The sequence below is a fragment of the Exiguobacterium artemiae 255-15 genome (genome assembly GCF_000019905.1).
Taxonomy (GTDB): domain Bacteria; phylum Bacillota; class Bacilli; order Exiguobacteriales; family Exiguobacteriaceae; genus Exiguobacterium_A; species Exiguobacterium_A artemiae.
Genome location: NC_010556.1, coordinates 2,114,889 through 2,141,877, shown reverse-complemented (window position 1 = coordinate 2,141,877; position 26,989 = coordinate 2,114,889). Strand labels below are relative to the sequence as shown.

Below are 26,989 nucleotides of genomic sequence, written 5' to 3'. Positions count from 1 at the left end.
TAAACATCATGAAGCAAGTTCCTGCTCATGCGGTGGTTCGTTTCGACGATTGAAAATGAAGTAGATGAAACCACTTGTAAGAACGATGATACTGCAAAACAAAAACATGTTCGAGTAACCGATTTTGGCAGCAAGGCCCGACAGTAATAATGCGCCAAGACCAAATCCGCTGTCATAAGCCAAGAAAAAGGTAGAAATGGCTTTTCCTTTTTGATGTGGTGCAGCGTAGGTCAGCATGACAGTCTGGAGTCCGGGGAAAATCGAAGCAGATCCGATTCCGATGATGAGTGCAGCCAAAAGTAACCCGGGTAACGAAGGGAAAACGCCTAAGAGAATAAAACCTAGACTATACAGCAGGAAAGAAGGAAATAAAACGAAACCCGGTCCTTTTTGGTCAAACCATTTGCCGGCAAGCGGACGGATTGCTACCATGCCAAGTGCGACGAGGGCATAAAAGTAAGACGCGTAAGAAATGTGACCAATTGAATCCGTATACAATGAAATGAAAGCCGCTGTACTGGAGATGGCGACACCGGCTAAAACAGTGGCAAACAATAATAACGGACGGGATAAGAAAAGTGATTGATGAAGCCGGAAGACGCGCGTATTCGGTACATGTTGACTCGTTAACGGTAAGCGAATCATCAGAACGAATGAAACGAATGCGAGCGATGCGACCGTGATGAAATAAAGGAAAAAGGCATCATGCTGAATCAAACTAAGTCCGATGACCGGTCCGAGAACAGAGGCAAGATTCATGGATAAAACAAAATACCCCATCCCTTCACCTTGACGGGTTTTCGGAATAAGTGTCGTTACGGCCAAGCTGATGGATGAAGACAACATGCCGAAGCTAAAACCATGAAAAATACGGACGATGATGAGATACAAAAAAGAATTCAGAGGAAGAACCAACAGATACAAAACACTCATCATTGTGAACAATGATGCAGAAATCAACAGCATCCGTTTGACATCGTGGCGATCAAGCCAATGACCAATCAAGGGTCGGGAACAAACGGTTGCTAAAATAAAGCTGGTGACGACCCAACCCAGTGCAGCCTGTGAAACATCAAATTGTTTAGCGGCAAGTAAAGGAAGTGAAGCATTGAGTAAATAAAACGTAATGAATAACAACAGATTGATCAATAAAGTCAGTACGTAATGACGATGAAATAAACGGTTTTTCAAAGTGAATCCTCCTGTTCATCTGGACGGTGTGTTGCGAGTAACTGTGTCATGACTGCCGCAATGATGCTTTGATCGTCGAATGATACAGATTGCAGAAATGCATGATGAGCAGACTGGACGGCCTGATCGATTTCACGATAAGCGTGACGGGCGGAAGGCGTTAAAGTAATCAGGCGTTTACGTCCAGAACCCGTTCGCGTGATGTAGCCTAACTCTTCAAGACGTGCAACCGTCTTGGTGACGGCGGGTTTTTCAATGACTAAGTATTTGGATAAGGCAACTTGCGAGACGGGTTCGAGAATGGCGACCGCTTTGATTAACCCCCATTGTCCGGTGTGTAACGAAAAAGGCAGAAGCGCCGCATCGATGTCACGTTTTGCGAGGCGTGCTACTTTGGATAACTGCCCTAACAGATCTTCTTGAAACGTGGTCATATAAAAAACTCCTTTAAGTTAACTAGTTAACTTAAAGGAGTATACCGAATCGGTAACACGATGACAAGTTATTTTTCGGAAGGAAGCGCAAAGACGGCTTGAAACGTGACCTGATTGATTGAGCCGTTGATTTGAGTCATGATTTCGAGCCGGTCCATGATTTGACGAACGAGGAACAGACCCAAACCGCTCCCGCCATGAATCCGATTTCTGGATTGCTCCGAACGAACGAGAGGATCAAACCAGTTTGCGGTTTCACTTGTATCTTGAACGGTTGGTTCATTGGTAATCGTCAAGACGACAGCTGTATCCGTTGTGTCTGTCGAAATTTGGATGTTTCCCGTGACAGCGGTGTAAGAGACGGCGTTCATGAGTACATTATGAAGGGCACGACCCAACAAAGAAGGATCACTCTGAATCCAAGCATCATTTCCGGTTACTGTGACGTCCAGTCGACGCTCCGTAATCAGGTTCTCAAGTGGTCGTAGTTGTTGCTGTAGGATTTCATGCAGGGAGATATCATGTTTTTTGACTTCTATTTGTTCGACGCGGGCGACTTCAAGAAGTTCTGCAACCAATCGCTCCATATTTTCAATGACTTGTCCGGCGCGTTCCAAATAATAATCGCGATCCCGGTAAGCTCCTAGATTGAGTGACATCCCTTCAACCTGTCCTTTTATGATTGTTAACGGTGTCTTCAGCTCATGTGAGATGGCTAAAAATAAATTACGCCGTTCCGCATCACGTTGCCGATCTTTTTCAGATTCGAGACGCAAGCGTTCGTTCGAAGTATGCAGCGACTGCATCGTCGATTCCAGTTTTGTTGCCAGACGATTGATGTTTTCTGATAAATCGCCTAATTCATCGGACGAGGTATGGTGTGTCCGTACCGAAAAATTCAAGTGGGCGAGTTCTTTTGTAGCTTGATTGATCGTCAGTAAAGGGCGTGAAATGGTTCGAGAATACAAAAAAGCGGCTAAAGCAGCAAGTAACAGCAACGGAAGAACGATATAGGGGGCAAGATTCAAAATCACACTTTTCACTTCATCAATCGGTTGAATCATTTGATTGGCCTCTAAAATCAAAGTCTGGTCAGTCAAGTCGAGCGTCAAGGATTCTTGAATCATACCTTTTGGCGCATTGTCAGAAACAGGACGCGCTTGCCGGAGAGGACTCCGTTCAAAGCCGGGTGCATAATACAACTGATTGGTTTCCGTCCAAAGAGAAAAACGAATTCCTTGATCCGATAGACGGTCGAGCTCCGTAATCAATTGGGCACTGGATTTTTTTTGAGCGGTCTGTTGGATCGTTAACATCGTTGTATGAAACTGATCTTCCCGGTAGCTTTGATAATAAGACGGTAATGTTGCATATAGAAAGCCGACAGTCGACAGGACGGCAATCATCAGCAAACTAACCGTTAATGAAAACAACTTCCACGTTATCCGATGGCGTTTAATTAGTCGCTTCAAGTTTATATCCGACTCCTTTTACGGTCTGAATGTAGGGAACGTTGATTTTTTTGCGAAGGTTTTTAATGTGTGTATCTAAAAAACGTGTATCCCCAAAAGCGTCAAATCCCCATAATTGTTGAATCAGTTGTTCTCGTTCCAGTACTCGACCTGGATTTTCCAACAATAAATGAAGGATTTGAAACTCTTTTAACGTCAAAATAACAGCGTTACCAGAAATTAAAACGTTATAGCTTGCCGGAAATAGGGTAATTTCACGGAAAGAGAGCTGTTCTTCGTCATTCGTCCGGATTCGTCGAATGACGGCTTCGATTCTGCGCAATAAAATGCGTAAGGAAAAGGGTTTGGCAATATAGTCATCGATCCCAAGGTCAAACCCTTTTACTTGATTGTCTTCATCTTGTAAAGCGGTCAAAAAGATAATCGGCGTTTGAGACGTTTTTCGAACCTGTTGCGCGACTTCAAAACCGTCCAGATAAGGCATCATGATATCCAGTATCATCAAATCGAATGTCGCTGACTGATGCAGCTTAAGTGCCTCCATTCCGTTAGCGGCACTTGTGACATGATAGCCGCTCGATTCAAGCAGTTCAGTTAAGAGTTCGCGGATATCAAATTCATCTTCCGCAATTAAAATATGTGTCATTTTTTTCACCTCATACTTAGTTGTACCATCATTATCTGAAGTTTAACTGAATTTAGCGAGAATTCTCCCACCTCTAAGCGTCTCAGGGCGAAGCCCAGCATAGGTGGAAGATGAATCGCCCTGTTTTTCAAGACTGAGATTGTTGGATACAATCAGTGTAACGAATCAAAAGGAAACTTCAATTTGCGAAGCAAATAAGTGGTGAGTAGTTCACCGGTAAAGCCCGTCAGAATACTGTCGCTGTTCGTTTAAACTCAGGAGGAGAGAACATACATCATGAATCTTTTAGATAAACACCTGTCCGAATTAATTGCGCCATTTCATCTCACATGCGAAGTAAATCCTTCCATCACGGGCATCGCAACAGACTCGCGTGAAGTGACAAAAGGCTGTCTGTATATTTGTGTCCGCGGCTATACCGTTGATGGACACCAGTACGCTGAAGAGGCCGTTGCAAACGGAGCCGTTGCGATTTTAGCGGAAGAACCCATCGACGGAGTGGAAGTTCCCGTCGTCCTATTACAGGATACAAAACATGCAGCCGGAAAAGTGGCGGATTTATTTTACGATCATCCGAGTCACAAGTTGAAGGTTTATGGAATAACGGGTACGAACGGGAAAACGACGACGACCAAACTGACATACGATTTATTTCGTGCTGCCGGACAGAAGGCAGGGATGATCAGCACAATCGGAGCGATGATTGACGGAGAAATGATCGATACACCGAATACAACACCGGAAGCTATCATTTTGCATCGTCTGTTATACCAGATGGTCGAGCAGGGGGTCACCGATTGTGTACTCGAGGTTTCTTCGCACGCTTTAATGGAAGGTCGCGTGGAAGGGGTAAAGTTTCATGCCGCAGCGTTTACGAACCTGACACACGATCACCTTGATTACCATGCCTCGATGGAGGAATACGCGCAGGCAAAAGCCTTGGTGTTCAAACAAGTTGCAACGAGCGGAGGGCAAGCGGTCATTCTAAATGAGGCTGATCCGAAGAGTCGAGTCATGGAAAAAGCGGCAGAAGGCGTGCCTGTCATCTGGTACGCAACAAAAGCGCTGTCTGAAGCACCAATCACAGTGGAGTGGAAAGAGGAGACTGTCAGTGTCCGGATTGACGGGACAGTGACGGAAGTTCCTGTCTTTCTTCTCGGCGATTTCAATGCTGCGAATCTTGCGGCGGCCATCGGACTGATGCAGGCAGGTAACGTTAATATGTATCAGCTGATCCGCCATATACCGGAACTTCGTCTTCCGAAAGGACGTTTGGAACAGATTCCGTTTGAAGGGTGCGAAGTATACATTGATTATGCGCACACACCGGACGGATTGGAGAAGTGTTTGAAAGCATTGTCTGTTCCGGGCGAACCTTTATATATGGTGCTGAGTGCAGCAGGGGAACGAGATCGTTCCAAACGAGCGGTGATGGGACGGATTGCCGGTCAGTATTGCGAGGGAATCATCGTGACGGTACATGATCCGAGGCGGGAACAGCCGCAACAAATCATTAAAGAGCTTCTGGTAGAGATACCGCCTCGAAAAATCATCACCTGTCATGAGTCGCGAAAAGAAGCACTCCAGATTGCAGCAAAGGTTGCATTGACCGGGAAGCGGATGGTCATTGTCGGGAAAGGGCATGAACGGTTCGAACAGATTGGGACGGAGCACGTGCCGTTCGATGAAGTCAAGATTTTAACCGATGAACTGATTCGGTTATCCGGTCAGGAGACGGCCATGTAAAAAACCGACCATTTTTCATTATGGTCGGTTTCTTTTCTTAGCTAAAGCTTCCGCTTTTTTAGTATTGGCGAAATGATATTTTGTCCATTCCTGTAAACGTTCAGGACCGTATCTTAATAAGAGCGAAGCAGCGACCTGATCGACTTTTGCACCGGCACCTTTCGGGATCTCCGTCCCGGTCTGGCGGCTCAACTGATCCATCTCTTTTAAGAAGATGGCCCGTGCCAAAATTGAGGCGGCGGCGACGGCGACGTGGATTCCTTCCGCCTTCGTCGAAAAGTAGACGTTGTCCTTGACCTGGTTCGTCTCTCCGGAAAGATGTTTGTAGTAGACAGCTTTTTCAGCGAATTGATCAATCAGGATGGCTTGCGGCGGTTCATCCAGTCGAGTGAGTAATCCATTGAGCGCGGAATTATGAAGCAGGGCGGTCATCTTGCCCTGTGTCATCGTCCGTTGCATTCGATTGTAATCCGGATTGTGCAGGATCCGGTATTCATAAGGAATCACAGCATGCAAATCACGAGCAATCGTTCGGATTTCCGGATCGGAGACGTTTTTAGAGTCGCGGACTCCGAGCTCCCGGACCAGTTCGATTTTCGTTTTGTCAACGTAAGCGGCAACGACGACTAAAGGACCAAAAAAGTCACCTTTTCCGACTTCGTCACTGCCGACGACCGACCAGTTGGCAAATCCTTCTGGTAAAGAGCCGCTTGCCGGAGAAACGGTTTTTTTTGCTATCGGCGAACCGTAACGTACAGCGACAGTTTCAGCTTCCTGTCCTTGAAACATGACTTTTCCCGAGTTATAGACGGTCACGATACATCCGGCCGTTCGTGCGGCGAATCGTGCATAAGGCGGAGGCGAAACTTGATGACGCGTGAAATCGGAAATGACGGTTTCCTGTTTTTCTTTTGTTAGCTTTAAAACGACTGTTCCCATGACATGATCACCCTTTCGAAAATAAGCATACCATCCTTAAGTCGGATGGTGGACTTCTTTTCCTATTTCAAAAATGATGGTACTATATGAAAGAAGCAAAGTATGAGGAGGACAGGAAAATGGCTGATTCAGAAGGGTTGAACCGGACGACGATTCATATTGCAGGAAATGATTATACGATTGTCGGAACGGAGTCACCTGAACATGTTCGCGAAGTGGGTCTCCTCGTGGATACAAAAATTCGTGAAATCAGAGACCAGGCACCACAACTCGACGTGCGACAAATTGCTGTTCTAGCAGCTCTCAATATCGGTAGTGACTATGTCAAAATCAAAAAGAATTTGGGTGAACTTTAAACATGATGTCTCTTGTTATCTTACTGTTTTTAGCTTTAGGCACGATGACGGGTGTCCGTCGGGGTGTTGTGTTACAGGCAGGTCATTTATTAAGCCTGATCATCTCGTTTATTGTCGCTTTGTCGTTTTACGATGAGTTGGCCGAGAAGTTCAAGTTATGGATTCCTTACCCATCAACGCTGGATGATGCCGGAATTGATTTAACGATGTTCTCCATCCCGAGTTCGGTTGGTTTGGATGAAGTATTTTATAAAGCCTTTTGGTTCATCGTCTTGTTTTTTGCGACGAAAATCGTGTTATCGATTATCATCGCAATGTTTGATTCACTGACGAACATTCCAGTTCTCAAGCAGGTCAAAGGTCTCTTGGGAGGTATCTTCGGATTCATCGAGATGTATATCTTCATCTTCCTGGTTTTGTTCCTGGCAGCCTTTGCACCGATTCAGTCCATTCAAGATGCCATTGCAGATTCAAGTTTAGCGTCATTTATGATTCAACATACACCGGTCCTCGCAGATTGGTTAATGCAAAAAGTCGGTTTGATAAAATAACGTGCTCCCGTTGAATGGGAGCTTTTTTTGAGGGGAGAATTGAACATGCGGACGACACAAGATGCGATTCGACATTTGGAACGAATTTCAGTTTATCTCGAAGTAAAAGGTGAAAACCCGTTTAAGATCAATGCGTTTCGAAAGGCAGCAAGTCTGCTCGAAGCAGCGGAACTTGATTTCATGGCGATCGAAGACTTTACAGCGATGAAAGGAATCGGAAAAGGAACGGCAACGGTCCTTGAGGAATTCCGTGAAACCGGAACGAGTACCGCATTGACGGAACTTGAGCAACAGGTCCCGGAAGGATTGATTGCCTTACTGAAGATTCCGGGACTTGGTGGAAAGAAACTCGCGAAACTGCATGAAGTCGGTGTCATTGATGCAGATTCCTTCGCTGAGAAACTGGCAGATGGTACAGTGGAAGCAATGCCGGGCTTCGGGAAAAAGACCGTGGAAAAATACAGTAAGGCACTGGAAACATTTGAGACACGGCCGGAACGGTTACCGTACGGTGTCATGCGAAAGAGTGTCAGTGAGCTGGAGCGGACGTTAGCCGGGATCGATCAAATCATCCGTTTTGAAGTCGGGGGCAGTTTCCGGCGCGCGGAAGAGACGTGTAAGGATCTCGATTTCATCATCTCGACGGACCATCCAAAAGAAGTGAAGGCGCAATTACTTGAAATTGAACAAATCGATGAAATCATTGCTGCCGGGGACACCAAAGTCTCAATCGTTTTGAAGCGGGATGATGCTTACATCGCAGTTGATTTCCGATTAGTGGACGACTTGGCATTTGCTTCGACGTTACATCACTTTACGGGATCAAAAGATCATAATGTCCGGATGCGGCAACTGGCGAAAGAACGCGGTGAAAGTATCTCGGAATACGGAGTCGAAACGAAAGACGGACTGTTCCAACCGAAAACGGAACAGGAACTGTTTGCCCGTTATGACCTGCCGTTCATCCCGCCGGAACTGCGGGTAGGACGTCAGGAGTTCGAAGCGGATTTAAATATGTTGATTCAGGAAAAGGACATTCAAGCAGATGTCCATATGCATACAACGTGGTCGGACGGTACGTTATCCGTTGATGAACTGGTTGATGCCTGTGCGGCACGGGGATACTCCTGGATGGCCATTACCGATCACAGTAAATATATGAAGTTCGTCAATGGATTGACGGAAGAACGATTGCGGAAACAGCGCGTCGAAATTGAAGCGGCACGAAAGAAACATCCGGAGATGACGATTTTATGCGGTGTTGAGATGGATATTCTACCGGACGGATCACTCGATTATGAGGATGACTTCTTAAAAGAAATGGATTACGTCATCGCTTCGATCCATTCGAAGTTTGATCAGACGGAAGAGGAAATCATGCAACGTCTTGAAAATGCCTGCCGCAATCCGTATGTCTCTTTGATTGCCCATCCGACCGGACGCATTATCGGACGCCGGGATGGATATGCAGTCAACATCGATCGACTGGTCGAACTGGCGGCTGAAACCGGGACGGCACTGGAAATGAATGCGAATCCCGGACGGTTTGATTTAACCGCCTCGTCACTGGCGAAAGCGAAGGCAGCTGGAGTCAAACTGATGATCAACACCGATACCCATCGTCCGGAAATGTTGGAAGATATGAAACTTGGGGTCCTTCATGCACGTAAAGCATATTTGGAACCATCTGATGTCATCAATACGTGGACTGCCAAAGAAGCACGTGCCTTTTTTGACCGAAAACGTTTAGGAGTGAAGTAAATGAATGCCAATGCACTACGTGTATTAGAATACGATAAATTAAAAGAACTACTCGCCAAACAAACCGCCAGTTCACTGGGGGCTCAGTTCGTGCGGAAAATGGAGCCGGCGGAAGATTTTGAGCAGGTGAAAGCGTTACTCGCTTTGACGACAGAAGCGACGACCGTTTACCGATTGCGCGACCGTTATCCATTTGGCGGACTGACGGATGTCCGCAGTGAAGTCAAGCGGGCGGAAATCGGATCTGTCCTCTCAACCAGTGAGTTACTTGCAGTGGCAGACGTCGTCTATTCCGGACGTCAAGTCAAGGCTTTCCAGGAACGTCTGCATGAAGATCATCCGGATCTCCGCTTACCGGCGCTTGACAGCCGGATTGAGCAGATTACAAAGCTGGTGGAAATCGAACAGGGTATTCGTCATGCGATTGATGACCAGGGAACGGTTCAAGACTCGGCAAGCGACAAACTTCGGGCTTTACGGAGTCAGCTTCGCTCACTCGAAGGTCAAGTCCGGTCGAAAATCGACGGCGTCTTACGCAATAAGTCGAAGATGTTGTCCGATGCCATCGTCACGATGCGAAATGACCGTTACTGTGTGCCGGTCAAGCAGGAGTACCGTCAAGCCTTTGGCGGAATCGTCCATGACCAATCGGCATCCGGTGCGACACTGTTCATCGAACCGCAAGCCGTCGTTGCGGCCAACAATGAAATCCAGGAAGCACGCCTCAAAGAGCGGGCAGAAATCGAACGGATTTTAGCTCAACTTTCAGCGCTTGTCGGCTCAGTCGGCGATTCGCTTCGCATCAACGTCGACGTCCTGGCGGAGCTCGATTTCATCATGGCAAAAGCGTTATACGGACACACGATTCGTGCCGTCGAACCACGTTTAAATGAAAATCGCCACATCGTCCTGAAAGAAGCGCGTCATCCGTTCATTCCGGATGATGAGGTCGTTCCGATTACCGTGTCGCTTGGCGGGGAATTCACCTCACTCGTCATCACCGGACCGAACACCGGCGGGAAAACCGTCACGTTGAAAACGATTGGACTACTGCAATTGATGGTTCAATCCGGTTTATACGTTCCGGCAGCGGACGAGACGGAGTTGAGTGTCTTTGATGCGATTTATGCCGACATCGGAGATGAACAGTCCATTGAACAAAACTTGTCGACGTTTAGTTCTCATATGACGAACATCGTTTCAATGATGGGGAAAATTGATTTCATGAGTCTTGTCCTGTTTGATGAACTCGGTGCGGGAACGGATCCGACAGAAGGGGCGGCGCTTGCGATTGCCATCTTGGATGAAGTGAAACGACGCGGGGCGCGTGTCGCTGCGACGACTCACTATTCGGAGCTGAAAGCATACGGTTACAACCGGGAAGGTGTCGTGAACGCCTCGATGGAGTTTGATGTCGAGTCGCTTAGTCCAACGTACCGGTTACTGATTGGTGTACCTGGACGTTCCAATGCCTTTGAAATTTCGAAACGGCTTGGGCTAGAGGACCGTGTCATCGATGCGGCCCGTGATCAAGTTGGAACGGATGCGCAGTCCGTCGAAACGATGATCGGACGGCTGGAAGAAGCGAAACAACGTGCTGAATCCTTGGAACGGGAATTGCTGCAGGAACAACAACGATTGGTGGAAGAACGGGAAGAGTTCGAGCGGGAACAGGCGGAGATTCATCAAGAGAAAAATGAAATTCTCGCCAAAGCAGAAGAAAAAGCAACGCGTGCCGTCGAACGGGCACAAAAAGAAGCAGAAGCTGTCATTAAGCGCCTGAAAGAATTACGGGACGCGGGAGCTGTCAAAGAGCACGAACTGATTGAAGCCCGGAAACAGCTCGAGCAAGCGAAACCTTCGTTGCAAGATCAACGGATTGCCAAGGTCAAAGCAAAAACCAATCAGGCTCCGGTCTTTGCCAAAGGCGAAGAAGTAAAAGTAACGACCTTTAACCAAAAAGGATATATCATCAATCAAAATTCAAATGGTGAATATACAGTACAGGTCGGAATCATGAAAGTAAACGTCAAGCCGAGTGATTTAGCCAAGGTCGGGGAAGTCAAATCGGCTTCGAAAACCAAAAAACGATCTGGCGGAACAAGTATCACGAAGCAGTCTGCTGCTTCAGCCGAGTTGGATTTACGCGGTGTCCGGGTCGAGGAAGGACTGGCAAAACTCGATCGGTTCATGGATCAGGCACTGCTGTCCAACTACGAACAGATTCGTGTCATCCATGGTCTTGGAACAGGAGCGATGCGTCAAGGAGTACAAGAATACCTTCGTGGAAACCGTCATGTCAAAACCCATCGCTTAGGCGGTCAGGGTGAAGGTGGACATGGTGTGACAATCATCGAATTGAAATGAGGCGCGGTTAGGTGAATATTTTTGAAAACGTCTATGTCTACACGACAGCTTTATATTCGGTTGCGGGACTGTTAATCATCATGGGGTTGGCACTTTTTGAGTTGACAACCCGGTACCGGAACTGGGAACATATCAAGAGTGGAAACATTGCTGTTGCTCTCGCGACCGGCGGGAAAATCATCGGTTTGGCAAATATCGTCCATTTTGCCGTCCAAAGTGAACAGCGTGTCGGGGCGATTTTTTTAGAAAGTGCCTTCGGATTTTTACTGTTGATTTCGACCTATTGGATTTTTGAATTCTTAACTCCGAATCTTCCGGTCGACCGGGAGATCGAAAAAGGAAATATCGCTGTCGGCATCATCTCCTGTTCGTTATCGATCGGGATGTCTTATGTGATCGGTTCAGCGTTAGTGGGGTGAACAGGTGTTAGAACGATTAGCGAAAATCATGTTTGGCGTATCGATTGCCTTTTTGGTCGTCGGTCTGCTGTGGGTTTTTATGAATTAAAAGAACTGGCTCTGCTAAGTGATTATTCCGTACTGAGATCGATTCAGTACGGAATTTTTATTGGCAGGACACAAAAAAATGAAGGAGGAGACGACTATGAACGTCAAAAAAACCAATACCAATGAAATACGGCGCCGCGCCTTTGAAGCGATGCAACTGATTTCCTGGAAAGATATTTTTTGGGTGATCATCGGTTCAGCTATCCTGGCGTTCGGCATCAACTACTTTACGATTCCGAATGATTTGTCAGAAGGAGGGTTGATCGGGATTACGGTCATCTTCTACTACCTGTATGGATGGGATACCGGCTTAGTCTCGTTACTTGCCAATGCGTTATTGTTTGTCGTCGGCTACCGCTTCTTAAGTCGGAAAACGATGATCTATTCCGTCATTTCCGTCGCGACGACCTCGTTCGTCTTGTCGTCAACGGCATCACTCGCGACGAGTTCCGACAACCGGCTGATCGGGACGGTCTATGCCGGAATCTTGATTGGTCTTGGAATCGGTCTTGTCATCCGGGCAGGCGGGACGACCGGCGGCGGTGTCATCATCGCTCGGCTAATGAATAAGTATTTGAACTTAGGGATTGCCGTGTCGATGTTCATCATCGACGTGACGGTCGTCGGAGCCTCCGGATTTTTGTTTGGGGAAGAAACGATGCTTTATACGTTGATTGCAATCATCATTGGTTCGTATTTGATTGATTTGGTCAGCGAAGGATTGAATGTCCGTGAAGCCGTGACGATCATCAGTCATCGCCAGGAAGAAATCGCCACGATTTTGACCGAAACACTCGGACGCAGTGCGACCGTCATCCACAGCCACGGTCATTTCACAAAACAGAAAAACGATATGTTATATATGATTGTCGATAAGCGCCAGCTCGCGCCATTGAAACAAATCGTCGAAGCGGCGGATCCGCGTGCCTTTGTCGTCATTCATAAAGTACGGGAAGTCATCGGGGAAGGGTTTACCTATCCATCCCGTTAAACCGATTCAAAAGACCACTTGTGAAACAGCGCAAGTGGTCTTTTTGATGAGTTTCAAATATCTATTATTTGGAAAAAATGAAATTTATTTTAACAGAAGACTAGCCGTGTTAGCTGAAATACACGTATAATAAAAATGAATAGTAATTCAGTTACAGGGAGGGAATGGAATGGATTCAGCATGGTTAAAGGATTATCCGGAACAAATACCTGCATCGATCAACTATCGTGAAGTACCGCTTTATCAAGCACTCGAGGAGGCGGCAAATGAATTTCCGGAGCGGAGAGCGCTTAGTTTTCTCGGGAAACGAATGACGTTCCAGGAAGTGCGCCATGAAGCGCGGAGCTTTGCAAAAGTCCTGCAGGATGCCGGTCTTGAGAAGGGCGACCGGGTCGGTTTGATGTTGCCGAACTGTCCACAATATATGATCAGTTACTACGCGGTGTTGTACGCCGGTGGAATCGTCGTTCAGGTCAATCCGTTGTATACCGACCGCGAACTGGAACAGATTTTGGACGATTCAGGGGCGAAGATGCTCGTCACACTCGATTTGCTGTATCCGAAAGCATCGCGTGTCAAAGCAAAGACGTCTTTAAAAACCGTTGTCACGACAAGCATTGCTGACTACCTTTCATTTCCTAAAAATAAACTGTATCCGATCAAGTCCCGTAAAGACAATAACATCATCATTGATACGACGGGATCCATTCCGTTTCTGTCTCATCGCGGAAGTACGATGATTGAACCGGTGAACATCAACCCAAAAGAAGATATCGCAGTGTTACAATATACAGGTGGAACGACCGGTGCGCCTAAAGGTGTTATGTTGACGCACTTTAATCTCAGTGCCAATGTCGAGCAGATCAGTCATTGGTTCTATAAATATTCTCGGGGAGACGGGCGGAAGTTGTTGGCGGTCGTCCCGTATTTCCATGTCTACGGAATGACATGTAACCTGAACTTCGGCATGTTCAATGCCTATGAACAAATCATTTTGCCGAAATTCGATTTAGAACAGGTCCTGAAGACGATTGATAAAGAAAAACCGAGTCTGTTTCCCGGTGCTCCGACGATGTATGTCGGATTGTTAAATCATCCGAAACTAAAAAAATACGATTTATCCTCGATCGAAGCATGTATTTCCGGATCAGCACCGCTTCCGGTCGAAGTACAAGAGAAGTTTGAACAGGTGACAGGCGGACGCATCGTCGAAGGGTATGGCTTGTCGGAAACAAGTCCCGTGACGCATACGAACTGTATCTGGGATAAGCGCGTTCCGGGAACGGTCGGAATTCCTGTTCCGGATACAATCTCTAAAATCGTTCAACCGGACGGAGAGACGCCTGCTGCACCGGGAGAAATCGGAGAGATTCTTGTCCGTGGCCCGCAAGTCATGAAAGGATACTGGAAACGCCCGGAAGATACGCAGGCTGTCCTGCGTGACGGATGGTTGCATACGGGAGACCTTGGATATGTCGGCGAGGACCATTATTTCCGGATTGTCGACCGGAAAAAAGATTTGATTATCGCATCGGGATTCAATATCTATCCACGGGAAGTCGAAGAAATTTTGTACGAACATCCGGCGGTCAAAGAAGCGGTCGTCATCGGTGTGCCGGATGCTTACCGGGGTGAAACCGTCAAAGCCTTCATCGTACTGAAAGACGATGTGCAGACGACGGAAGAGGAACTGGATCAGTTTTGCCGGAAAAGTCTGGCTTCCTTCAAAGTGCCGAAGCAGTATGAGTTCAGACAAGAGTTACCGAAAACGTTCGTCGGGAAAATTCTGCGTCGTGTCCTGGTCGAGGAAGAACGGGCAAAACAACTGGAAGAAAGCAGTTGACAGTTCAAAATGGCATGATAGAATAAATATGAATGAACCATCATTCATTTTATGTGTTAGGAGATAACCTTATGAAAAGAACGATGTCTAAAAGTGATCGCATCATTGATGCGGCAGTGAAGGTGATTGCGAAAAACGGCTACCACGGTGCCAAAGTGACAGCTATCGCGAAAGAAGCAGGCGTAGCGGATGGAACGATTTATCTTTACTTCAAGAACAAAGAGCACTTATTGATTTCTTTGTTCCAAGCCAAGATGGGTAGCTTCATCGAATATTCAGAAGCGCAAATCGCACATCATCAGTCAGCGACGCAACAACTGGCAGCGCTCATTGAGGCACATCTCGAACAATTGTCGGTTGATTATGATTTGGCTGTCGTCACACAAATCGAGTTACGCCAATCGAATCAAGAGATGCGGCATAATATCGCAACGGTTTTAAAACCGTATCTTCATCTGATTGATCGTGTGATTCGAAACGGGATGGAATCGGGAGAGTTCTCAAACGAGCTGGATTACCGTTTAGCACGGCAAATGGTATTCGGAACGATTGACGAAGTCGTGACCAGCTGGATGGCGAGCGGATTTAAATACGAGTTGCTCGAGACACGTCACGGTATTCATCGCATGCTAATTAAAGGGCTGAGTTAAGCCCTTTTCATGAAAAACTTTTTGTAAGCGGATACAAAAATGATGGTGGTCAATAGAAGTTGATACGAGGGGGAACGAAGAATGGAAATCTACGTCTTGTTAAAACGAACATTTGATACGGAAGAAGCAATCCAGCTCGAAAATGGTCAAATCGAAGAGGATGGTGCGGAATTCATCATCAACCCTTATGACGAATATGCAGTCGAAGAAGCGATCCGTGTACGGGATGCCCAATCTGGAACCGTGACGGTCGTAACGGTCGGACCGGAAGATGCAGACAAAGAACTCCGGACAGCGCTCGCGATGGGAGCCGATCAAGCAGTCCGAATCTCAATTGAAGACGATATTGAGGAAGCCGATCATTATTCGATTTCAGAAGTATTGGCCGGATATCTCAAGGAACAGACAGTCGATTTAATCATCGCCGGAAACGTCGCCGTTGACGGCGGAAGCGGACAAGTCGCTCCGCGTGTCGCAGAACTGCTTGATATTCCGTACGTCACAACAATCACGAAGCTTGAGTTGAACGGAACGGATGCCGTCGTGACACGTGACTCGGAAGGGGATACGGAAGTCATTAAAACATCGTTGCCGTTGCTCGTCACAGCCCAACAAGGATTAAATGAACCTCGTTATCCAAGCCTGCCGGGTATCATGAAGGCGAAAAAGAAACCGCTCGAGGAACTTGAATTATCGGATCTGGAATTAGACGAGGATGAGTTGGCACCGCGTCTTGAGACGATTGAACGCTTTTTGCCGCCAAATAAAGCAGCCGGTAAAATTCTAGAAGGCGATTTGTCGACACAAGTCCAGGAACTCGCTTCATTATTACGCAACGAAGCAAAAGTTGTTTAAGGGGGAAGAAACGATATGTCAAAAGCACTTGTACTTGCAGAATCACGGGACGGGAATTTACGAAATGTGTCATTTGAAGCGATTGCAGCGGCAAACTTAGTTGCAGACGAAGTCGTGGTTGCCTTAATCGGACAAAACGTAGCAGCAGATGCCGCGCAACTCGCGACACGGGGGGCACATCAGGTTCTCGTCGTTGAAGACGAACGCTTGCAGCATTATACACCGGACGGGTACGGACAAGTCTTCATGCAGTTGTTGGAACGTGTTGCGCCGGACGTCATCGTCTTTGGTCATACCTCACTTGGTAAAGATCTGTCACCGAAAATCGCAGCGAAACTGCAGGCAGGATTAATCAGTGATGTGACGTCGATCGAAGGCAGCGGAGCAGATGCTTCTTTCATCCGACCGATCTATTCCGGAAAAGCCTTTGAAAAAGTAAAAGTTTCAGAAGGAAAAACGCTCTTCACCGTCCGCCCGAACAATATCGAGCCGTTGGCGGAAGGAACTTCAGAAGGAACGGTTGAATCCGTAACCGTTGAGTTGAAGGATCTGCGTACTATCGTTTCAGAAGTCGTCCGAAAAGCAACGGGTGGTGTCGATCTGTCGGAAGCGAAAGTCATTGTCGCAGGCGGTCGTGGTGTCAAGAGTTCAGACGGTTTTGCACCGCTTCAAGAGTTGGCGGATTTGCTCGGTGGTGCAGTCGGTGCATCACGTGGAGCGTGTGACGCAGACTATTGCGATTACGCGTTGCAAATCGGTCAGACGGGGAAAGTGGTCACACCGGACTTATACATCGCTTGCGGTATTTCCGGTGCGATTCAACATTTAGCCGGGATGTCGAATGCGAAAGTCATCGTCGCCATCAACAAAGATCCGGAAGCGAATATCTTCTCGGTCGCAGATTACGGAATCGTCGGCGATTTGTTTGATGTCGTGCCGTTACTAACGGCAGAATTCAAAAAAATGCTTGTTCATTAAGAAGCGGGGGAAGAAGCAAAGAGCAACTTCTTTGCTTCTTTTTTTGCGTATAACTTGTCTGAGCAGTTTCGTTTGCTGTAAGGTAGGGCTGTGCTATACTCAAGTCAGTAAAAAGATGGGTTGGATTCACAAGTCGATCCCGTCTAAAAATAGGAGGTTTTTCTCAATGGCAATCGTACACGCAACTAGCCAATCGTTTAAAGAAGATACACAAGAAGGTCTCGTTCTCGTTGATTTCTGGGCAACATGGTGCGGACCTTGTCGCATGCTTGCTCCGGTTCTCGAAGAACTTGATGCAGACATGGAAAACGTTAAAATTGTTAAAGTCGACGTTGACGCTAACCCGGAAGTTGCTGGAGCTTTCCAAGTCCAAAGTATTCCGACGCTCGTCTTATTCAAAGACGGTCAACCGGTCAACAAAACAATGGGCTTCATGCCTAAAGATGCTTTAAAAGAATTCGTTGAAACATCTAACTAATTCTAAACGCTATTCAAAAGGCATTCCGTCAATCGACGGAATGCCTTTTTTGTATTGAATCAACCTATCGGTGAACAAAGTTCAATCAGATGACCGTCCGGGTCAAGCACATAGGCGACTGTTTGACCCCACGGTTTTTCAGTCGGAGGTAACACGGTTTGGTGACCTGCATTCTTGATCTGCTCATACACATGAGCGACATCTTCCGTCACAAAACCGAGCTCGATCGATTGTTGAGCGGTTTTGTCCGGGATTTCATAGGGAATCATGGAACGGACGTCTTCTTTTGTGTTGAAGGCAAGAATTGTCGATCCGGTATCAAACTCCGTATAACTTCCGTGCTCCGCTTTAATCGGCAGACCGAGCAGACCGTTGTAAAACTGACGGGTCTTGTCAGGATCCGCGATATAAAGAATCGTATAGCCGTAGTGAACCATGTCGAAACCTCACTTTCCTTAATCAGTCTTCAAGTAATGAAGCAATGTCGGATGCCGGTGTCGGGTAGGCAAAACTTGTTTTTTGCAGGGCGGAGCTTGGAATCCGGTGTTGCATCGCGAACGAAAAGTAATTGGCCAATTCTGCGGCATGCACACCGATGAAGTGAGCACCCAGAATCTGATCGTCTTCGCCGATCAATACTTTGGCCCGGGCAAACGGATCTTTAATCCGGACATTTGTTTGCCAACTCGAGGTATCAATTAATTTTCCGCGATATCTTGTATTGTTTTGTTTTAGACTGGCTTCCGTCTGTCCGACTTTTGCAAGATTTGGCGTAGTGAAGACGATGCTCGGCACAGGAAGTAATTCCAGTCGGCGCGTATTGCCTTCGAGCATATTACAGGCAGCAAGCCGTCCTTCCGTTCCTGCAAAAGGAGTCAAGGCAGGATTTCCGCTGACTGCTACGTCACCTGCTGCATAGATGTTTGAAGCGGAAGACTGGAGGTAATCATTTACATGTATGCCTTTTTCTTCGTAGATGACACCGGCTTTTTCCAATTGCAAATGTTCGATGCTTGCGACGCGACCTGTCGCATTCAACACAACGTCAGCTTCTAACCGTGTTCCGTCAGAAAGTGTCAATGTCGTGTCCGAGTAAGATACAGCTTCCGTTTCGTGAAGAATCTTGATGCCAAGCGCCTGTGTCGCTTCGAGCAGCACGGAAACTAAATCTTGTTCAAACTGTTTAAGTGCACCGGAACGCAGGAGAATCGTCACTTCAGAACCGGCGATTCGGGCAAGGTGAGCGAATTCAAACGAAATGTATCCTCCACCAATACAGACAAGGCGACGGGGTACATCACGTAATTCCAGAAATTCATTACTGTTGAGGAAACGTTCACTACCGGGAACGGACAGCTCACGTGGGCGAAGTCCGGTCGCGATTAAAAATTGGTCGGCTTCCAACTCGATATCGTCCACAAGGAGTTTTTTGTTAGATAGAAAACGGGGTTCACCGTGATAGTAGTCAATTCCCACCTCGTCATACCGATTTCGTGTTTGTTCCGGGATGGCGCGTGTATATTCATTTTTTCGTTCCATCAGCTGACGCCAGTCAATGGACACAAGGCCTTTTAATCCATATCCCAGCAGACGTTCGACGGCGTCTTTAGCTTCACTGCCGGTCAATAAAATCTTTTTCGCATCACAACCACGCTGGGCACATGTTCCGCCCGGTGTAAAGTTTTCGATAATGGCAACGTTTAGTCCTTTTTCGGCAAATTTATAAGCTGCTTGGTTTCCAGCAGATCCTGTACCTATTACAATGCAATCGTATGTACGCATTTTTTATCCCCCATATGTCATAATCAATGTATGATATTTACCCTATAACGTAAAACTAGAAACGGTGGAAGGAGACATTTTTGTGAGTCATCAAGAACATATTAAGGCGAAATTATCCCTTTTACCTGACGAACCGGGCTGCTATTTGCATAAAAATCAATTTGGTGAGGTCATTTATGTCGGAAAAGCTAAAAATTTAAAGAACCGTGTCCGGTCTTATTTCACCGGTGCACATGACTTAAAGACAGAACGGCTTGTCGCAGACATCCGTGATTTTGAATACATCATTACGGGAAGTGAGCTCGAAGCTTTGCTTCTTGAGATGACACTGATCAAGAAACACGACCCGAAATATAACATTATGCTGAAGGATGATAAATCCTATCCTTATTTAAAAATTACGAATGAGACGTATCCGCGTCTGATTACGACACGGAAATTAAAAAAAGACGGCGGACATTACTTTGGTCCTTATCCGAACGCTTATGCTGCCAATGAAACCAAACGTCTACTCGACCGGCTGTATCCGCTCCGGAAATGCCAGCCGATGCCGAAGAAACTGTGTTTGTACTACCACATCGGCCAGTGTCTCGGACCTTGTGAAATCCCCAATCTCGAAGGGGACCAAAAAGAGATTGTCTCGGAAATCCGTCGTTTCTTATCGGGGGAAACAAAAGACTTGGTCCAGTCGTTGCAACAAAAGATGAGCGTTGCAGCGGAAGAGATGGAATTCGAGCGGGCAGGGGAGTTGCGTGACCAAATTCGGGCGATTGAATCCATCATGAACAAGCAAAATATGATTACGGCAGACCTGACCGCGCGGGATGTCTTCGGGATTTATGTCGACAAGGGATGGATGTGTGTCCAGGTCTTCTTCCTGCGTGGCGGAAAAATGATTGAGCGCGATGTGTCATTGTTTCCGATTTACGGGACACCGGCAGAAGAGCTCGAGAGTTTTATCGTCCAGTTCTACGAAAAAAACATTAAACCGAGCGAGATTTATGTCCCACCCCTCGTCAATCAGATGTTGCTGAAAGAAGCGCTTAGTTTGCGTGTCCATGTCCCGGTCCGCGGATCAAAACGTAAGTTGCTTGATCTTGCGACGAAAAATGCGGAAAACGCAATCGGCGAACGGTTCGAACTGATTGCCCGTGATGAAAAGAAAACCGTTCAGGCTGTTCAGGAACTGGCCGATGCAATTGATATCCATCCGTTATCGCGGATTGAAATCATTGATAATGCCAACATTCAAGGTGCTGATGCCGTCTCGGCACTCGTCGTTTTCGAAGACGGAAAACCGCTCAAAAAAGAGTATCGCAAATTTAAAATCAAGACTGTCACAGGACCGGATGATTATGAGTCGATGCGGGAAATCGTCAGACGACGCTACCGGCGTTTATTGCTTGAAGGAGCACGTTTGCCGGATCTTGTCTTGATAGATGGTGGACTCGGGCAATTAAATGCCGCACTCGAAGTCATTCAAGATGAACTGGGATTATCCCTGCCAGTCGGCTCACTGAAAAAAGACGATAAGCACCGGACAAGTCAGTTATTGTTCGGGGAAGGCGGTCGGTTGATTGAACTGCATCCGCGTTCGAGTGCGTTTTATTTGCTGCAACGTATGCAAGATGAGGTCCACCGGTTTGCCATCACGTTCCACCGTTCACTGCGCTCAAAAGGAATGACTCGGTCGCTGCTTGACGACATTCCCGGAGTCGGGCCAAAACGCCGTCAACAGTTGATCCGCCATTTTGGGTCGATGCGGAGTTTGAAGAAAGCGAACATCGAACAGCTGACGGAAGCGGGTTTACCCGTTAAGTTAGCAGAGACGGTTGCGGAATATCTCAGTCAGACGAATGAAGAGTAAAAATAAAAAGGAAACGCGCCATTCCCTCGATTTTCTAATAGAAAACGAGAGGACGGCGCGTATTTTTATAAGGAATTCATCAAATTAAGCTAAAACAGCAGTTTTAGTTATTGATATATTTTTCGTAGAACGAACCAAAGTCTTTTTGATTCCACTTGTAGTAATGGCCCTGTAACCAGTCAAACGACTCTTGCGATAAGTCTTTGAACGTTTGCGGGACGTTCATATCGCCTTGGCGGAGACCGCCGAGAATCGTCACGGAATGATTCAGTGAACTGTTAGCGAACTCAAGCATCTTTTGTCCCTCGTATTGTTTTTCGGCAATGGCGAGAAGCGCTTTGTAAAGATCCTTCACGTGTTCGAGCTGTTTTTTATCGACATCAATCGAATAGTGTTTTCCGCCAATCTCAAACTTGATCTCGACATCGAGATCAACCGTACCGGCCGTTTCAAACATGACATGACGAATCGGGTAATGGGCATACGGATAACGGTAGAGAACACGTTTTGAGCTGACGGCACTTTCGCCGTCAAGGTGAACAAGCGCCAGATTCGTAAAGCAGTACTCATCCGTTTTCGATTTGATTAAGAAATAAATTTTTTCGCCGTCTTCGTGTAACACGTAGTCGTCCGCAGCGGCCTTGTCAAAATCGTCCGGGTGAATCACTTGCCCAATATCACTGAATCCTGTTAAATCGGCTGCTAGTTTCTTGAACATAAAAATTCCTCCTTTGGTAGATGCGACTGAATACTGATACGGCAATCAAACGAAAAGGTTTCATGTTTCAAGAATTCGAGGTCCGCTTTAAAACTCCTGTATGGATTTCAAAGTGAGCGTTCTATCGGATCTTTTGGATCAATCTCAATCAAAATATGTACGCTGGTTTTGTTTAATTCTGCATATCCTTCCGCCACACAACCGTGCAGTCGAGAGAATTGTTCCGCTAAAAAGCCGGCTTCTAATTGGAAATAGCCTGAAGGGCGGTCGAGGCGTGTCGATTCAGGGGGTGTTAATACAAAACTCAAAGAGTTTCCTTTTTGTTTTTTTAGTTCGAGATGTCCCCAACCCGCTTCGTAAAAAAAGGGAGCTGCTTCTTCGGCACTTAAGACCGGAAATTCACGTGCCAGTCGCTTGCCTGCCCAATAGATGACATGGCGGTAATCTGTTCCTAATAAATCCATCAGCACATAGTCACGAATCAGTTCGATTCCGAATGTGGAAGAGGGGGTTGGTACTGAATCCATCAACAATCACTCCTATCTCTGAAACTATTATAGCGGGGTAATTCTCCTCGGTCATTGTTTTCCTGAAAAAATTTGCAGTTATTTGCAGTTAAATGCAACGGCTCGGGTTGTCTTATAAAAAGGACAGGAGTAGAATAAGTGATGAAAAGACGAATTTCCTTATGAAAGCGCTTTTCTACCAAAATGCGCCAACGTTTGATTGGCAAACAAAAGGGGGGATTTGGATGGCGAATCATCGTGATTTCGTGGGGCGTAAAATACACTCACTGCTCGGCGTCATTCCAATCGGGTTATTTTTACTTTCTCATTTTACGACGAACTATTTCATCGTTCGTGGGGAAGAAGACTTTAATAAGGCTGCGGAAGTCGTGGGGAGCGTTCCGTATCGGTTGTTCTTGGAAGTGTTTGTCATCTTCATTCCAATCATCCTACACGGTATCTACGGTGTTTACATCGCGTTTACAGGTTCCGCGAACACAGGTCGTTATACATACTTCCGGAACTGGATGTATGTGCTACAACGCTTCTCAGGTATTTTCCTTGTCGTGTTCATCACATGGCACGTTTGGGAAACACGGATTGCCGCAGCAATGGGTACGGAAGTTGATGCGAGCATGATGCAAAATATCGTCGATAACGGATTCATGCTTGCCTTCTACATCGTCGGGATCCTGGCGACGACGTTCCACTTGGCAAACGGACTCTGGACGTTCTGCATCACATGGGGAATCACACAGTCACCCGCTTCTCAAAAAGCGATGTCTTATGTGGCAGCCCTCGTATTCATCGGATTATCGTTTGTAGGCGTACGCTCGATCTTGACGTTTGCAGGCGTGTTGTAAGGAAAGGGGAACTAACAACATGGCGAATAAGAATCTTGTCATCATCGGCGGAGGACTTGCCGGTTTGATGGCTACGATAAAAGCAGCAGAACAAGGTGTACCCGTCAAATTATTTTCTCTCGTGCCAGTCAAACGTTCACACTCCGTTTGTGCACAAGGAGGAATCAACGGGGCCGTCAATACAAAAGGAGAAGGTGACTCACCTTACCAGCATTTGGACGATACGGTGTACGGCGGTGATTTCTTAGCCAACCAGCCACCGGTTCAAAAAATGACGGAAGCGGCACCGAAAATCATCCACATGTTCGACCGGATGGGCGTCATGTTTAACCGGACACCGGAAGGATTACTTGATTTCCGTCGTTTCGGAGGAACATTGCATCACCGGACGGCTTATGCCGGTGCAACGACAGGACAACAATTGTTGTATGCACTTGATGAACAGGTCCGTAAATTTGAAGCGCAAGGTTTGGTAGAAAAATATGAAGGATGGGAATTCCTTCGTGCGATCATTGATGAAGAAGGGATTTGTCGTGGTGCGGTATGTCAAAACTTACGTTCGATGGAAATCGAAGCGTTTGCAGCTGACTCAGTCATTTTAGCAACAGGCGGTCCGGGTGTTATTTTCGGAAAATCAACCAACTCGGTCATCAACACAGGACAGGCAGCAGCAGCGGTTTACCGCCAAGGTGCTATTTACGCGAACGGGGAGTTCATTCAGATTCACCCGACAGCGATTCCGGGAGACGATAAACTCCGTCTCATGAGTGAATCGGCCCGCGGTGAAGGTGGACGTGTCTGGACGTATAAAGACGGTAAACCATGGTACTTCCTCGAAGAAAAATATCCGGCTTACGGAAATCTTGTGCCACGTGATATCGCGACGCGCGAAATCTTTGATGTTTGTGTCAATCAGAAGCTTGGTGTCAACGGGGAAAACATGGTCTATCTTGACCTTTCTCACAAAGATGCGAAAGAACTGGACGTCAAACTTGGCGGTATTCTTGAAATTTACGAGAAATTCGTCGGAGACGATCCACGAAAAGTACCGATGAAAATCTTCCCGGCAGTTCATTACTCAATGGGTGGACTATGGGTTGATTATGATCAAATGACGAATATCCCGGGATTATTTGCATCCGGCGAATGTGACTACTCGATGCACGGCGGGAACCGTCTGGGAGCGAACTCGTTGCTGTCTGCCGTCTACGGCGGAATGGTCGCAGGACCGGCAGCAATCGCCTACATGAACGATCTCGATCAATCCGTTCATGAGATGCCGGAAGAAGTCGTGGAAGCACACAAAATTGCTGAGATCAACCGTTTCAACGACATCCTCGCAATGGAAGGTACGGAAAATGCGTATCAAATCCACCGCGAACTCGGTGAAGTCATGACGGATAACGTCACAGTCGTTCGTTATAACGATAAACTCGAGCAGACGCTTGAGAAAATCAAGGAACTCCGCGACCGCTTCACACGCATTTCAGCGACGGACACAGCGCGTTGGAGCAACCAGGGTGCATCATTCATCCGTCAGCTCGATCATATGCTGGATCTTGCGGAAGCGATCACACTTGGAGCCTTGAAACGCGACGAGAGCCGTGGCGCCCATTACAAACCGGACTTCCCGGAACGTGATGACGAACGATTCTTGAAAACAACGATGGCCCGCTATACGAACGGTCATCCGGAAATCTATTACGAAGAAGTCGATACATCATTGATTCCACCGCGTAAGCGCGACTACAGCAAGAAGTCGAAGAAAGAGGTGAAGGCATAATGGCGACACCACTCGAACAGAAAACGAATCAAAAACCGGTTCAGTTCATCGTGCAACGTCAGGATGGACCGGACGGTAAAGCCTATGATGAAGCATTTGAAGTCCCTTACCGCCCGAATATGAACGTCATCTCGGCCTTGATGGAGATTCGTCGTAACCCGGTCAATGCAGCCGGAGAAAAAACGACGCCGATCAACTGGGACATGGGATGTCTCGAGGAAGTCTGCGGTGCGTGTTCAATGGTCATCAACGGAACACCCCGTCAGTCGTGTACGGCACTTGTTGATAAGCTCGAGCAACCGATTCGTCTGCAACCGATGCAAACGTTCCCGATTGTCCGTGACCTTCAAGTGGACCGTCAACGCATGTTTGACGCCTTGAAAAAAGTTAAAGCCTGGGTACCGATCGACGGTACGTACGACTTAGGTCCGGGGCCGCGGATGCCGGAAAACAAACGCCAATGGGCATACGAGCTTTCAAAATGTATGACATGCGGTGTCTGTCTCGAAGCATGTCCGAACGTCAACGACCGGTCGAACTTCATCGGACCGGCATCGATTTCGCAAGTCCGTCTCTTCAATTCGCATCCGACCGGTGCGTTCCACAAAGAAGAGCGTCTTGAAGCCTTGATGGAAGACGGTGGAATCATGCAGTGCGGAAACGCACAAAACTGTGTGGAAGTATGTCCGAAAGGCATTCCATTGACAACATCCATCGCAGCGATGAACCGTCAGACGACATTGCATTCCTTCAAGAAATTCTTCGGCAGTGACGAAGGACGTACGGGAGAAGCAGTCAGTCGTTAAGACGAAAACGTAAAATTAAAGAAGGGGCGATGCTCCTTCTTTTTATATTTTAAGGAGGCAATGGTTGTGCGTGTACCCAGTTATATCAATGATTTAGACCAGTGGTTGGAACAGATGAAGCACGGCACGCGGCTGGATGTCGCGGTCCGCTTCGCTGAAACCGATGCTTACGGTCACATGAATAATCGAGTTCCGTTCGTTTATTTTGAAGATGTCCGGACGCTGATGCTCGAAGAAACAGGTTATTCGCTTGCTAACGACGGAATCGTCGTCGTAGCAGATGCGCAGTGTAACTACATCCGCCAAGTCTATCCGCGGGCCCGTCTTGCCGTCTATGCGTATCCGGTCCAGGTCGGAACGGCTTCGTGTGATGTCCATTACGCGGCGTTCAGCGAACAAGAGGAATTGATGTTTACAGGTCGGACCTCGATGGTCCAAATCGATCGTTCCGGAAATGCGTTTCCGTGGAATGAAGCCTATAAAAATTCCTTGCAGAATCGATTCGAATCCGTTATCATTTGATAATGAGTTCACATATTCGAAAACGACTCACTAGTACGTTATTAGTGGAGGGAGATTTCTTAATCATGGAAAAAACATTCAAAGTCATCGCGGATTCAGGCATTCATGCTCGTCCGGCAACACAACTCGTCAACACAGCTTCTAAATTCCAATCAGACATCAACTTGGAATACAACGGAAAGACTGTAAACCTCAAGTCGATCATGGGTGTTCTTTCACTCGGAATCGCAAAAGACTCAGACATCAAAATCGTTGCAAACGGTGACGATGCTTCTGAAGCTATCACGACTCTTTCAGATATGCTGACAAGCGAAGGTCTTGCTCAGTAATCCTTTATCGTACATTCTTGGACGCCGGTCTTGCACCGTCGTCCTTTTT

General features: G+C 47.0%; 27 protein-coding genes. 18 read left to right on the top strand and 9 right to left on the bottom strand.

The window, feature by feature from the left end; translation table 11 throughout:
* Positions 1-6: 6 nt before the first annotated feature.
* From EXIG_RS11130 to EXIG_RS11115, 4 genes are all read right to left on the bottom strand, one after another.
* A complete protein-coding gene (locus EXIG_RS11130; RefSeq protein ID WP_012371049.1) occupies positions 7-1,191 on the bottom strand; it encodes an MFS transporter in 1,185 nt (394 codons plus the stop codon).
* Positions 1,188-1,625, bottom strand: coding sequence for a MarR family winged helix-turn-helix transcriptional regulator (locus EXIG_RS11125; protein ID WP_012371048.1), 438 nt, complete (start codon positions 1,623-1,625; stop codon positions 1,188-1,190). The genes EXIG_RS11130 and EXIG_RS11125 overlap by 4 nt, the downstream gene beginning before the upstream one ends.
* 68 nt (positions 1,626-1,693) lie before the next feature.
* Positions 1,694-3,097 (bottom strand): HAMP domain-containing sensor histidine kinase, encoded by a 1,404-nt coding sequence (locus EXIG_RS11120; protein ID WP_012371047.1) that lies wholly within the window; start codon positions 3,095-3,097, stop codon positions 1,694-1,696.
* The gene (locus EXIG_RS11115; RefSeq protein WP_012371046.1) at positions 3,081-3,743 is read right to left on the bottom strand and encodes a response regulator transcription factor; all 663 of its coding nucleotides are present in this window, start codon (positions 3,741-3,743) and stop codon (positions 3,081-3,083) included. The genes EXIG_RS11120 and EXIG_RS11115 overlap by 17 nt, the downstream gene beginning before the upstream one ends.
* Before the next feature lie 276 nt (positions 3,744-4,019).
* Between EXIG_RS11115 and EXIG_RS11110 the strand changes: the two genes are divergently transcribed.
* Positions 4,020-5,489: a UDP-N-acetylmuramoyl-L-alanyl-D-glutamate--2,6-diaminopimelate ligase gene (locus tag EXIG_RS11110; RefSeq protein WP_012371045.1), complete on the top strand. Its 1,470-nt coding sequence runs from the start codon at positions 4,020-4,022 to the stop codon at positions 5,487-5,489.
* An 18-nt stretch (positions 5,490-5,507) separates the two neighbouring features.
* Here EXIG_RS11110 and rnhC read toward each other — a convergent pair whose 3' ends face one another.
* Positions 5,508-6,428, bottom strand: coding sequence for a ribonuclease HIII (rnhC, locus tag EXIG_RS11105; protein WP_012371044.1), 921 nt, complete (start codon positions 6,426-6,428; stop codon positions 5,508-5,510).
* A 119-nt stretch (positions 6,429-6,547) separates the two neighbouring features.
* On the opposite strand from rnhC, the gene zapA reads away from it, so the two are divergent.
* The 11 genes from zapA (at position 6,548) to trxA (ending at position 17,764) form a co-directional block, all read left to right on the top strand.
* Entirely contained in the window at positions 6,548-6,784 is a 237-nt protein-coding gene (gene zapA, locus EXIG_RS11100; RefSeq protein WP_012371043.1) for a cell division protein ZapA, read from the top strand.
* A gap of 5 nt (positions 6,785-6,789) precedes the next feature.
* Positions 6,790-7,335 (top strand): CvpA family protein, encoded by a 546-nt coding sequence (locus EXIG_RS11095; protein ID WP_234944533.1) that lies wholly within the window; start codon positions 6,790-6,792, stop codon positions 7,333-7,335.
* A 45-nt stretch (positions 7,336-7,380) separates the two neighbouring features.
* The gene (polX, locus tag EXIG_RS11090; RefSeq protein ID WP_012371041.1) at positions 7,381-9,096 is read left to right on the top strand and encodes a DNA polymerase/3'-5' exonuclease PolX; all 1,716 of its coding nucleotides are present in this window, start codon (positions 7,381-7,383) and stop codon (positions 9,094-9,096) included.
* Positions 9,097-11,463 (top strand): endonuclease MutS2, encoded by a 2,367-nt coding sequence (locus EXIG_RS11085; RefSeq protein ID WP_012371040.1) that lies wholly within the window; start codon positions 9,097-9,099, stop codon positions 11,461-11,463.
* Between the two features lie 11 nt (positions 11,464-11,474).
* Entirely contained in the window at positions 11,475-11,882 is a 408-nt protein-coding gene (locus EXIG_RS11080; RefSeq protein ID WP_012371039.1) for a DUF350 domain-containing protein, read from the top strand.
* Positions 11,883-12,066: 184 nt separating this feature from the next.
* Complete coding sequence (locus tag EXIG_RS11075) at positions 12,067-12,960, top strand: YitT family protein (protein ID WP_012371038.1); 894 nt, start codon at positions 12,067-12,069, stop codon at positions 12,958-12,960.
* A 169-nt stretch (positions 12,961-13,129) separates the two neighbouring features.
* Positions 13,130-14,803, top strand: coding sequence for an AMP-binding protein (locus tag EXIG_RS11070; protein WP_012371037.1), 1,674 nt, complete (start codon positions 13,130-13,132; stop codon positions 14,801-14,803).
* A 71-nt stretch (positions 14,804-14,874) separates the two neighbouring features.
* Positions 14,875-15,453: a fatty acid metabolism transcriptional regulator FadR gene (gene fadR / locus EXIG_RS11065; protein WP_012371036.1), complete on the top strand. Its 579-nt coding sequence runs from the start codon at positions 14,875-14,877 to the stop codon at positions 15,451-15,453.
* 81 nt (positions 15,454-15,534) lie between these two features.
* Positions 15,535-16,308, top strand: a complete 774-nt coding sequence (locus EXIG_RS11060; protein WP_012371035.1) for an electron transfer flavoprotein subunit beta/FixA family protein — start codon at positions 15,535-15,537, stop codon at positions 16,306-16,308.
* Positions 16,309-16,323: 15 nt separating this feature from the next.
* Positions 16,324-17,286, top strand: a complete 963-nt coding sequence (locus EXIG_RS11055) for an electron transfer flavoprotein subunit alpha/FixB family protein (protein WP_012371034.1) — start codon at positions 16,324-16,326, stop codon at positions 17,284-17,286.
* Positions 17,287-17,452: 166 nt separating this feature from the next.
* Positions 17,453-17,764, top strand: coding sequence for a thioredoxin (trxA, locus tag EXIG_RS11050; protein ID WP_012371033.1), 312 nt, complete (start codon positions 17,453-17,455; stop codon positions 17,762-17,764).
* Positions 17,765-17,823: 59 nt separating this feature from the next.
* Here the strand turns inward: trxA and EXIG_RS11045 are convergent, their stop codons facing one another.
* Positions 17,824-18,201, bottom strand: coding sequence for a VOC family protein (locus tag EXIG_RS11045; RefSeq protein ID WP_012371032.1), 378 nt, complete (start codon positions 18,199-18,201; stop codon positions 17,824-17,826).
* Positions 18,202-18,223: 22 nt separating this feature from the next.
* Complete coding sequence (locus EXIG_RS11040) at positions 18,224-19,546, bottom strand: dihydrolipoyl dehydrogenase family protein (RefSeq protein ID WP_012371031.1); 1,323 nt, start codon at positions 19,544-19,546, stop codon at positions 18,224-18,226.
* Between the two features lie 82 nt (positions 19,547-19,628).
* Here EXIG_RS11040 and uvrC point away from each other — a divergent pair, with 82 nt between their 5' ends.
* Positions 19,629-21,413, top strand: a complete 1,785-nt coding sequence (uvrC, locus tag EXIG_RS11035; protein ID WP_012371030.1) for an excinuclease ABC subunit UvrC — start codon at positions 19,629-19,631, stop codon at positions 21,411-21,413.
* Between the two features lie 103 nt (positions 21,414-21,516).
* Here the strand turns inward: uvrC and EXIG_RS11030 are convergent, their stop codons facing one another.
* Together EXIG_RS11030 and EXIG_RS11025 are read right to left on the bottom strand one after the other, a co-directional pair.
* Positions 21,517-22,131, bottom strand: a complete 615-nt coding sequence (locus EXIG_RS11030) for a PH domain-containing protein (protein WP_012371029.1) — start codon at positions 22,129-22,131, stop codon at positions 21,517-21,519.
* A 107-nt stretch (positions 22,132-22,238) separates the two neighbouring features.
* Positions 22,239-22,658 (bottom strand): DUF2507 domain-containing protein, encoded by a 420-nt coding sequence (locus tag EXIG_RS11025; RefSeq protein WP_012371028.1) that lies wholly within the window; start codon positions 22,656-22,658, stop codon positions 22,239-22,241.
* A 224-nt stretch (positions 22,659-22,882) separates the two neighbouring features.
* Here EXIG_RS11025 and EXIG_RS11020 point away from each other — a divergent pair, with 224 nt between their 5' ends.
* The 5 genes from EXIG_RS11020 to EXIG_RS11000 all read left to right on the top strand — a co-directional run bounded on the left by EXIG_RS11020 (position 22,883) and on the right by EXIG_RS11000 (position 26,940).
* Positions 22,883-23,500 (top strand): succinate dehydrogenase cytochrome b558 subunit, encoded by a 618-nt coding sequence (locus EXIG_RS11020; protein WP_012371027.1) that lies wholly within the window; start codon positions 22,883-22,885, stop codon positions 23,498-23,500.
* A 19-nt stretch (positions 23,501-23,519) separates the two neighbouring features.
* On the top strand, positions 23,520-25,283 hold the full coding sequence (gene sdhA, locus EXIG_RS11015) for a succinate dehydrogenase flavoprotein subunit (protein WP_012371026.1): 1,764 nt from the start codon (positions 23,520-23,522) through the stop codon (positions 25,281-25,283).
* A complete protein-coding gene (gene sdhB, locus EXIG_RS11010) occupies positions 25,283-26,089 on the top strand; it encodes a succinate dehydrogenase iron-sulfur subunit (protein WP_012371025.1) in 807 nt (268 codons plus the stop codon). The genes sdhA and sdhB overlap by 1 nt, the downstream gene beginning before the upstream one ends.
* Before the next feature lie 66 nt (positions 26,090-26,155).
* Positions 26,156-26,611 carry an acyl-CoA thioesterase gene (locus tag EXIG_RS11005; RefSeq protein ID WP_012371024.1) on the top strand — a complete coding sequence of 152 codons (456 nt, stop codon included), beginning with the start codon at positions 26,156-26,158 and terminating at the stop codon, positions 26,609-26,611.
* A 65-nt stretch (positions 26,612-26,676) separates the two neighbouring features.
* Positions 26,677-26,940, top strand: a complete 264-nt coding sequence (locus EXIG_RS11000; RefSeq protein ID WP_012371023.1) for a phosphocarrier protein HPr — start codon at positions 26,677-26,679, stop codon at positions 26,938-26,940.
* The last annotated feature ends 49 nt before the right edge of the window (positions 26,941-26,989 follow it).

Bases quoted from the DNA above. Each gene is read 5' to 3' on its own strand.
- EXIG_RS11075 (WP_012371038.1), top strand. From the start codon at position 12,067: ATGAACGTCAAAAAAACCAATACCAATGAAATACGGCGCCGCGCCTTT.
- EXIG_RS11020 (WP_012371027.1), top strand. From the start codon at position 22,883: ATGGCGAATCATCGTGATTTCGTGGGGCGTAAAATACACTCACTGCTC.
- EXIG_RS11000 (WP_012371023.1), top strand. From the start codon at position 26,677: ATGGAAAAAACATTCAAAGTCATCGCGGATTCAGGCATTCATGCTCGT.
- EXIG_RS11055 (WP_012371034.1), top strand. From the start codon at position 16,324: ATGTCAAAAGCACTTGTACTTGCAGAATCACGGGACGGGAATTTACGA.
- EXIG_RS11115 (WP_012371046.1), bottom strand. From the start codon at position 3,743: ATGACACATATTTTAATTGCGGAAGATGAATTTGATATCCGCGAACTC.
- sdhB (WP_012371025.1), top strand. From the start codon at position 25,283: ATGGCGACACCACTCGAACAGAAAACGAATCAAAAACCGGTTCAGTTC.
- EXIG_RS11045 (WP_012371032.1), bottom strand. From the start codon at position 18,201: ATGGTTCACTACGGCTATACGATTCTTTATATCGCGGATCCTGACAAG.
- EXIG_RS11030 (WP_012371029.1), bottom strand. From the start codon at position 22,131: ATGTTCAAGAAACTAGCAGCCGATTTAACAGGATTCAGTGATATTGGG.
- zapA (WP_012371043.1), top strand. From the start codon at position 6,548: ATGGCTGATTCAGAAGGGTTGAACCGGACGACGATTCATATTGCAGGA.
- EXIG_RS11125 (WP_012371048.1), bottom strand. From the start codon at position 1,625: ATGACCACGTTTCAAGAAGATCTGTTAGGGCAGTTATCCAAAGTAGCA.
- fadR (WP_012371036.1), top strand. From the start codon at position 14,875: ATGAAAAGAACGATGTCTAAAAGTGATCGCATCATTGATGCGGCAGTG.
- EXIG_RS11110 (WP_012371045.1), top strand. From the start codon at position 4,020: ATGAATCTTTTAGATAAACACCTGTCCGAATTAATTGCGCCATTTCAT.
- EXIG_RS11070 (WP_012371037.1), top strand. From the start codon at position 13,130: ATGGATTCAGCATGGTTAAAGGATTATCCGGAACAAATACCTGCATCG.
- EXIG_RS11040 (WP_012371031.1), bottom strand. From the start codon at position 19,546: ATGCGTACATACGATTGCATTGTAATAGGTACAGGATCTGCTGGAAAC.
- EXIG_RS11060 (WP_012371035.1), top strand. From the start codon at position 15,535: ATGGAAATCTACGTCTTGTTAAAACGAACATTTGATACGGAAGAAGCA.
- EXIG_RS11025 (WP_012371028.1), bottom strand. From the start codon at position 22,658: ATGGATTCAGTACCAACCCCCTCTTCCACATTCGGAATCGAACTGATT.
- rnhC (WP_012371044.1), bottom strand. From the start codon at position 6,428: ATGGGAACAGTCGTTTTAAAGCTAACAAAAGAAAAACAGGAAACCGTC.
- polX (WP_012371041.1), top strand. From the start codon at position 7,381: ATGCGGACGACACAAGATGCGATTCGACATTTGGAACGAATTTCAGTT.
- EXIG_RS11095 (WP_234944533.1), top strand. From the start codon at position 6,790: ATGTCTCTTGTTATCTTACTGTTTTTAGCTTTAGGCACGATGACGGGT.
- trxA (WP_012371033.1), top strand. From the start codon at position 17,453: ATGGCAATCGTACACGCAACTAGCCAATCGTTTAAAGAAGATACACAA.
- EXIG_RS11085 (WP_012371040.1), top strand. From the start codon at position 9,097: ATGAATGCCAATGCACTACGTGTATTAGAATACGATAAATTAAAAGAA.
- sdhA (WP_012371026.1), top strand. From the start codon at position 23,520: ATGGCGAATAAGAATCTTGTCATCATCGGCGGAGGACTTGCCGGTTTG.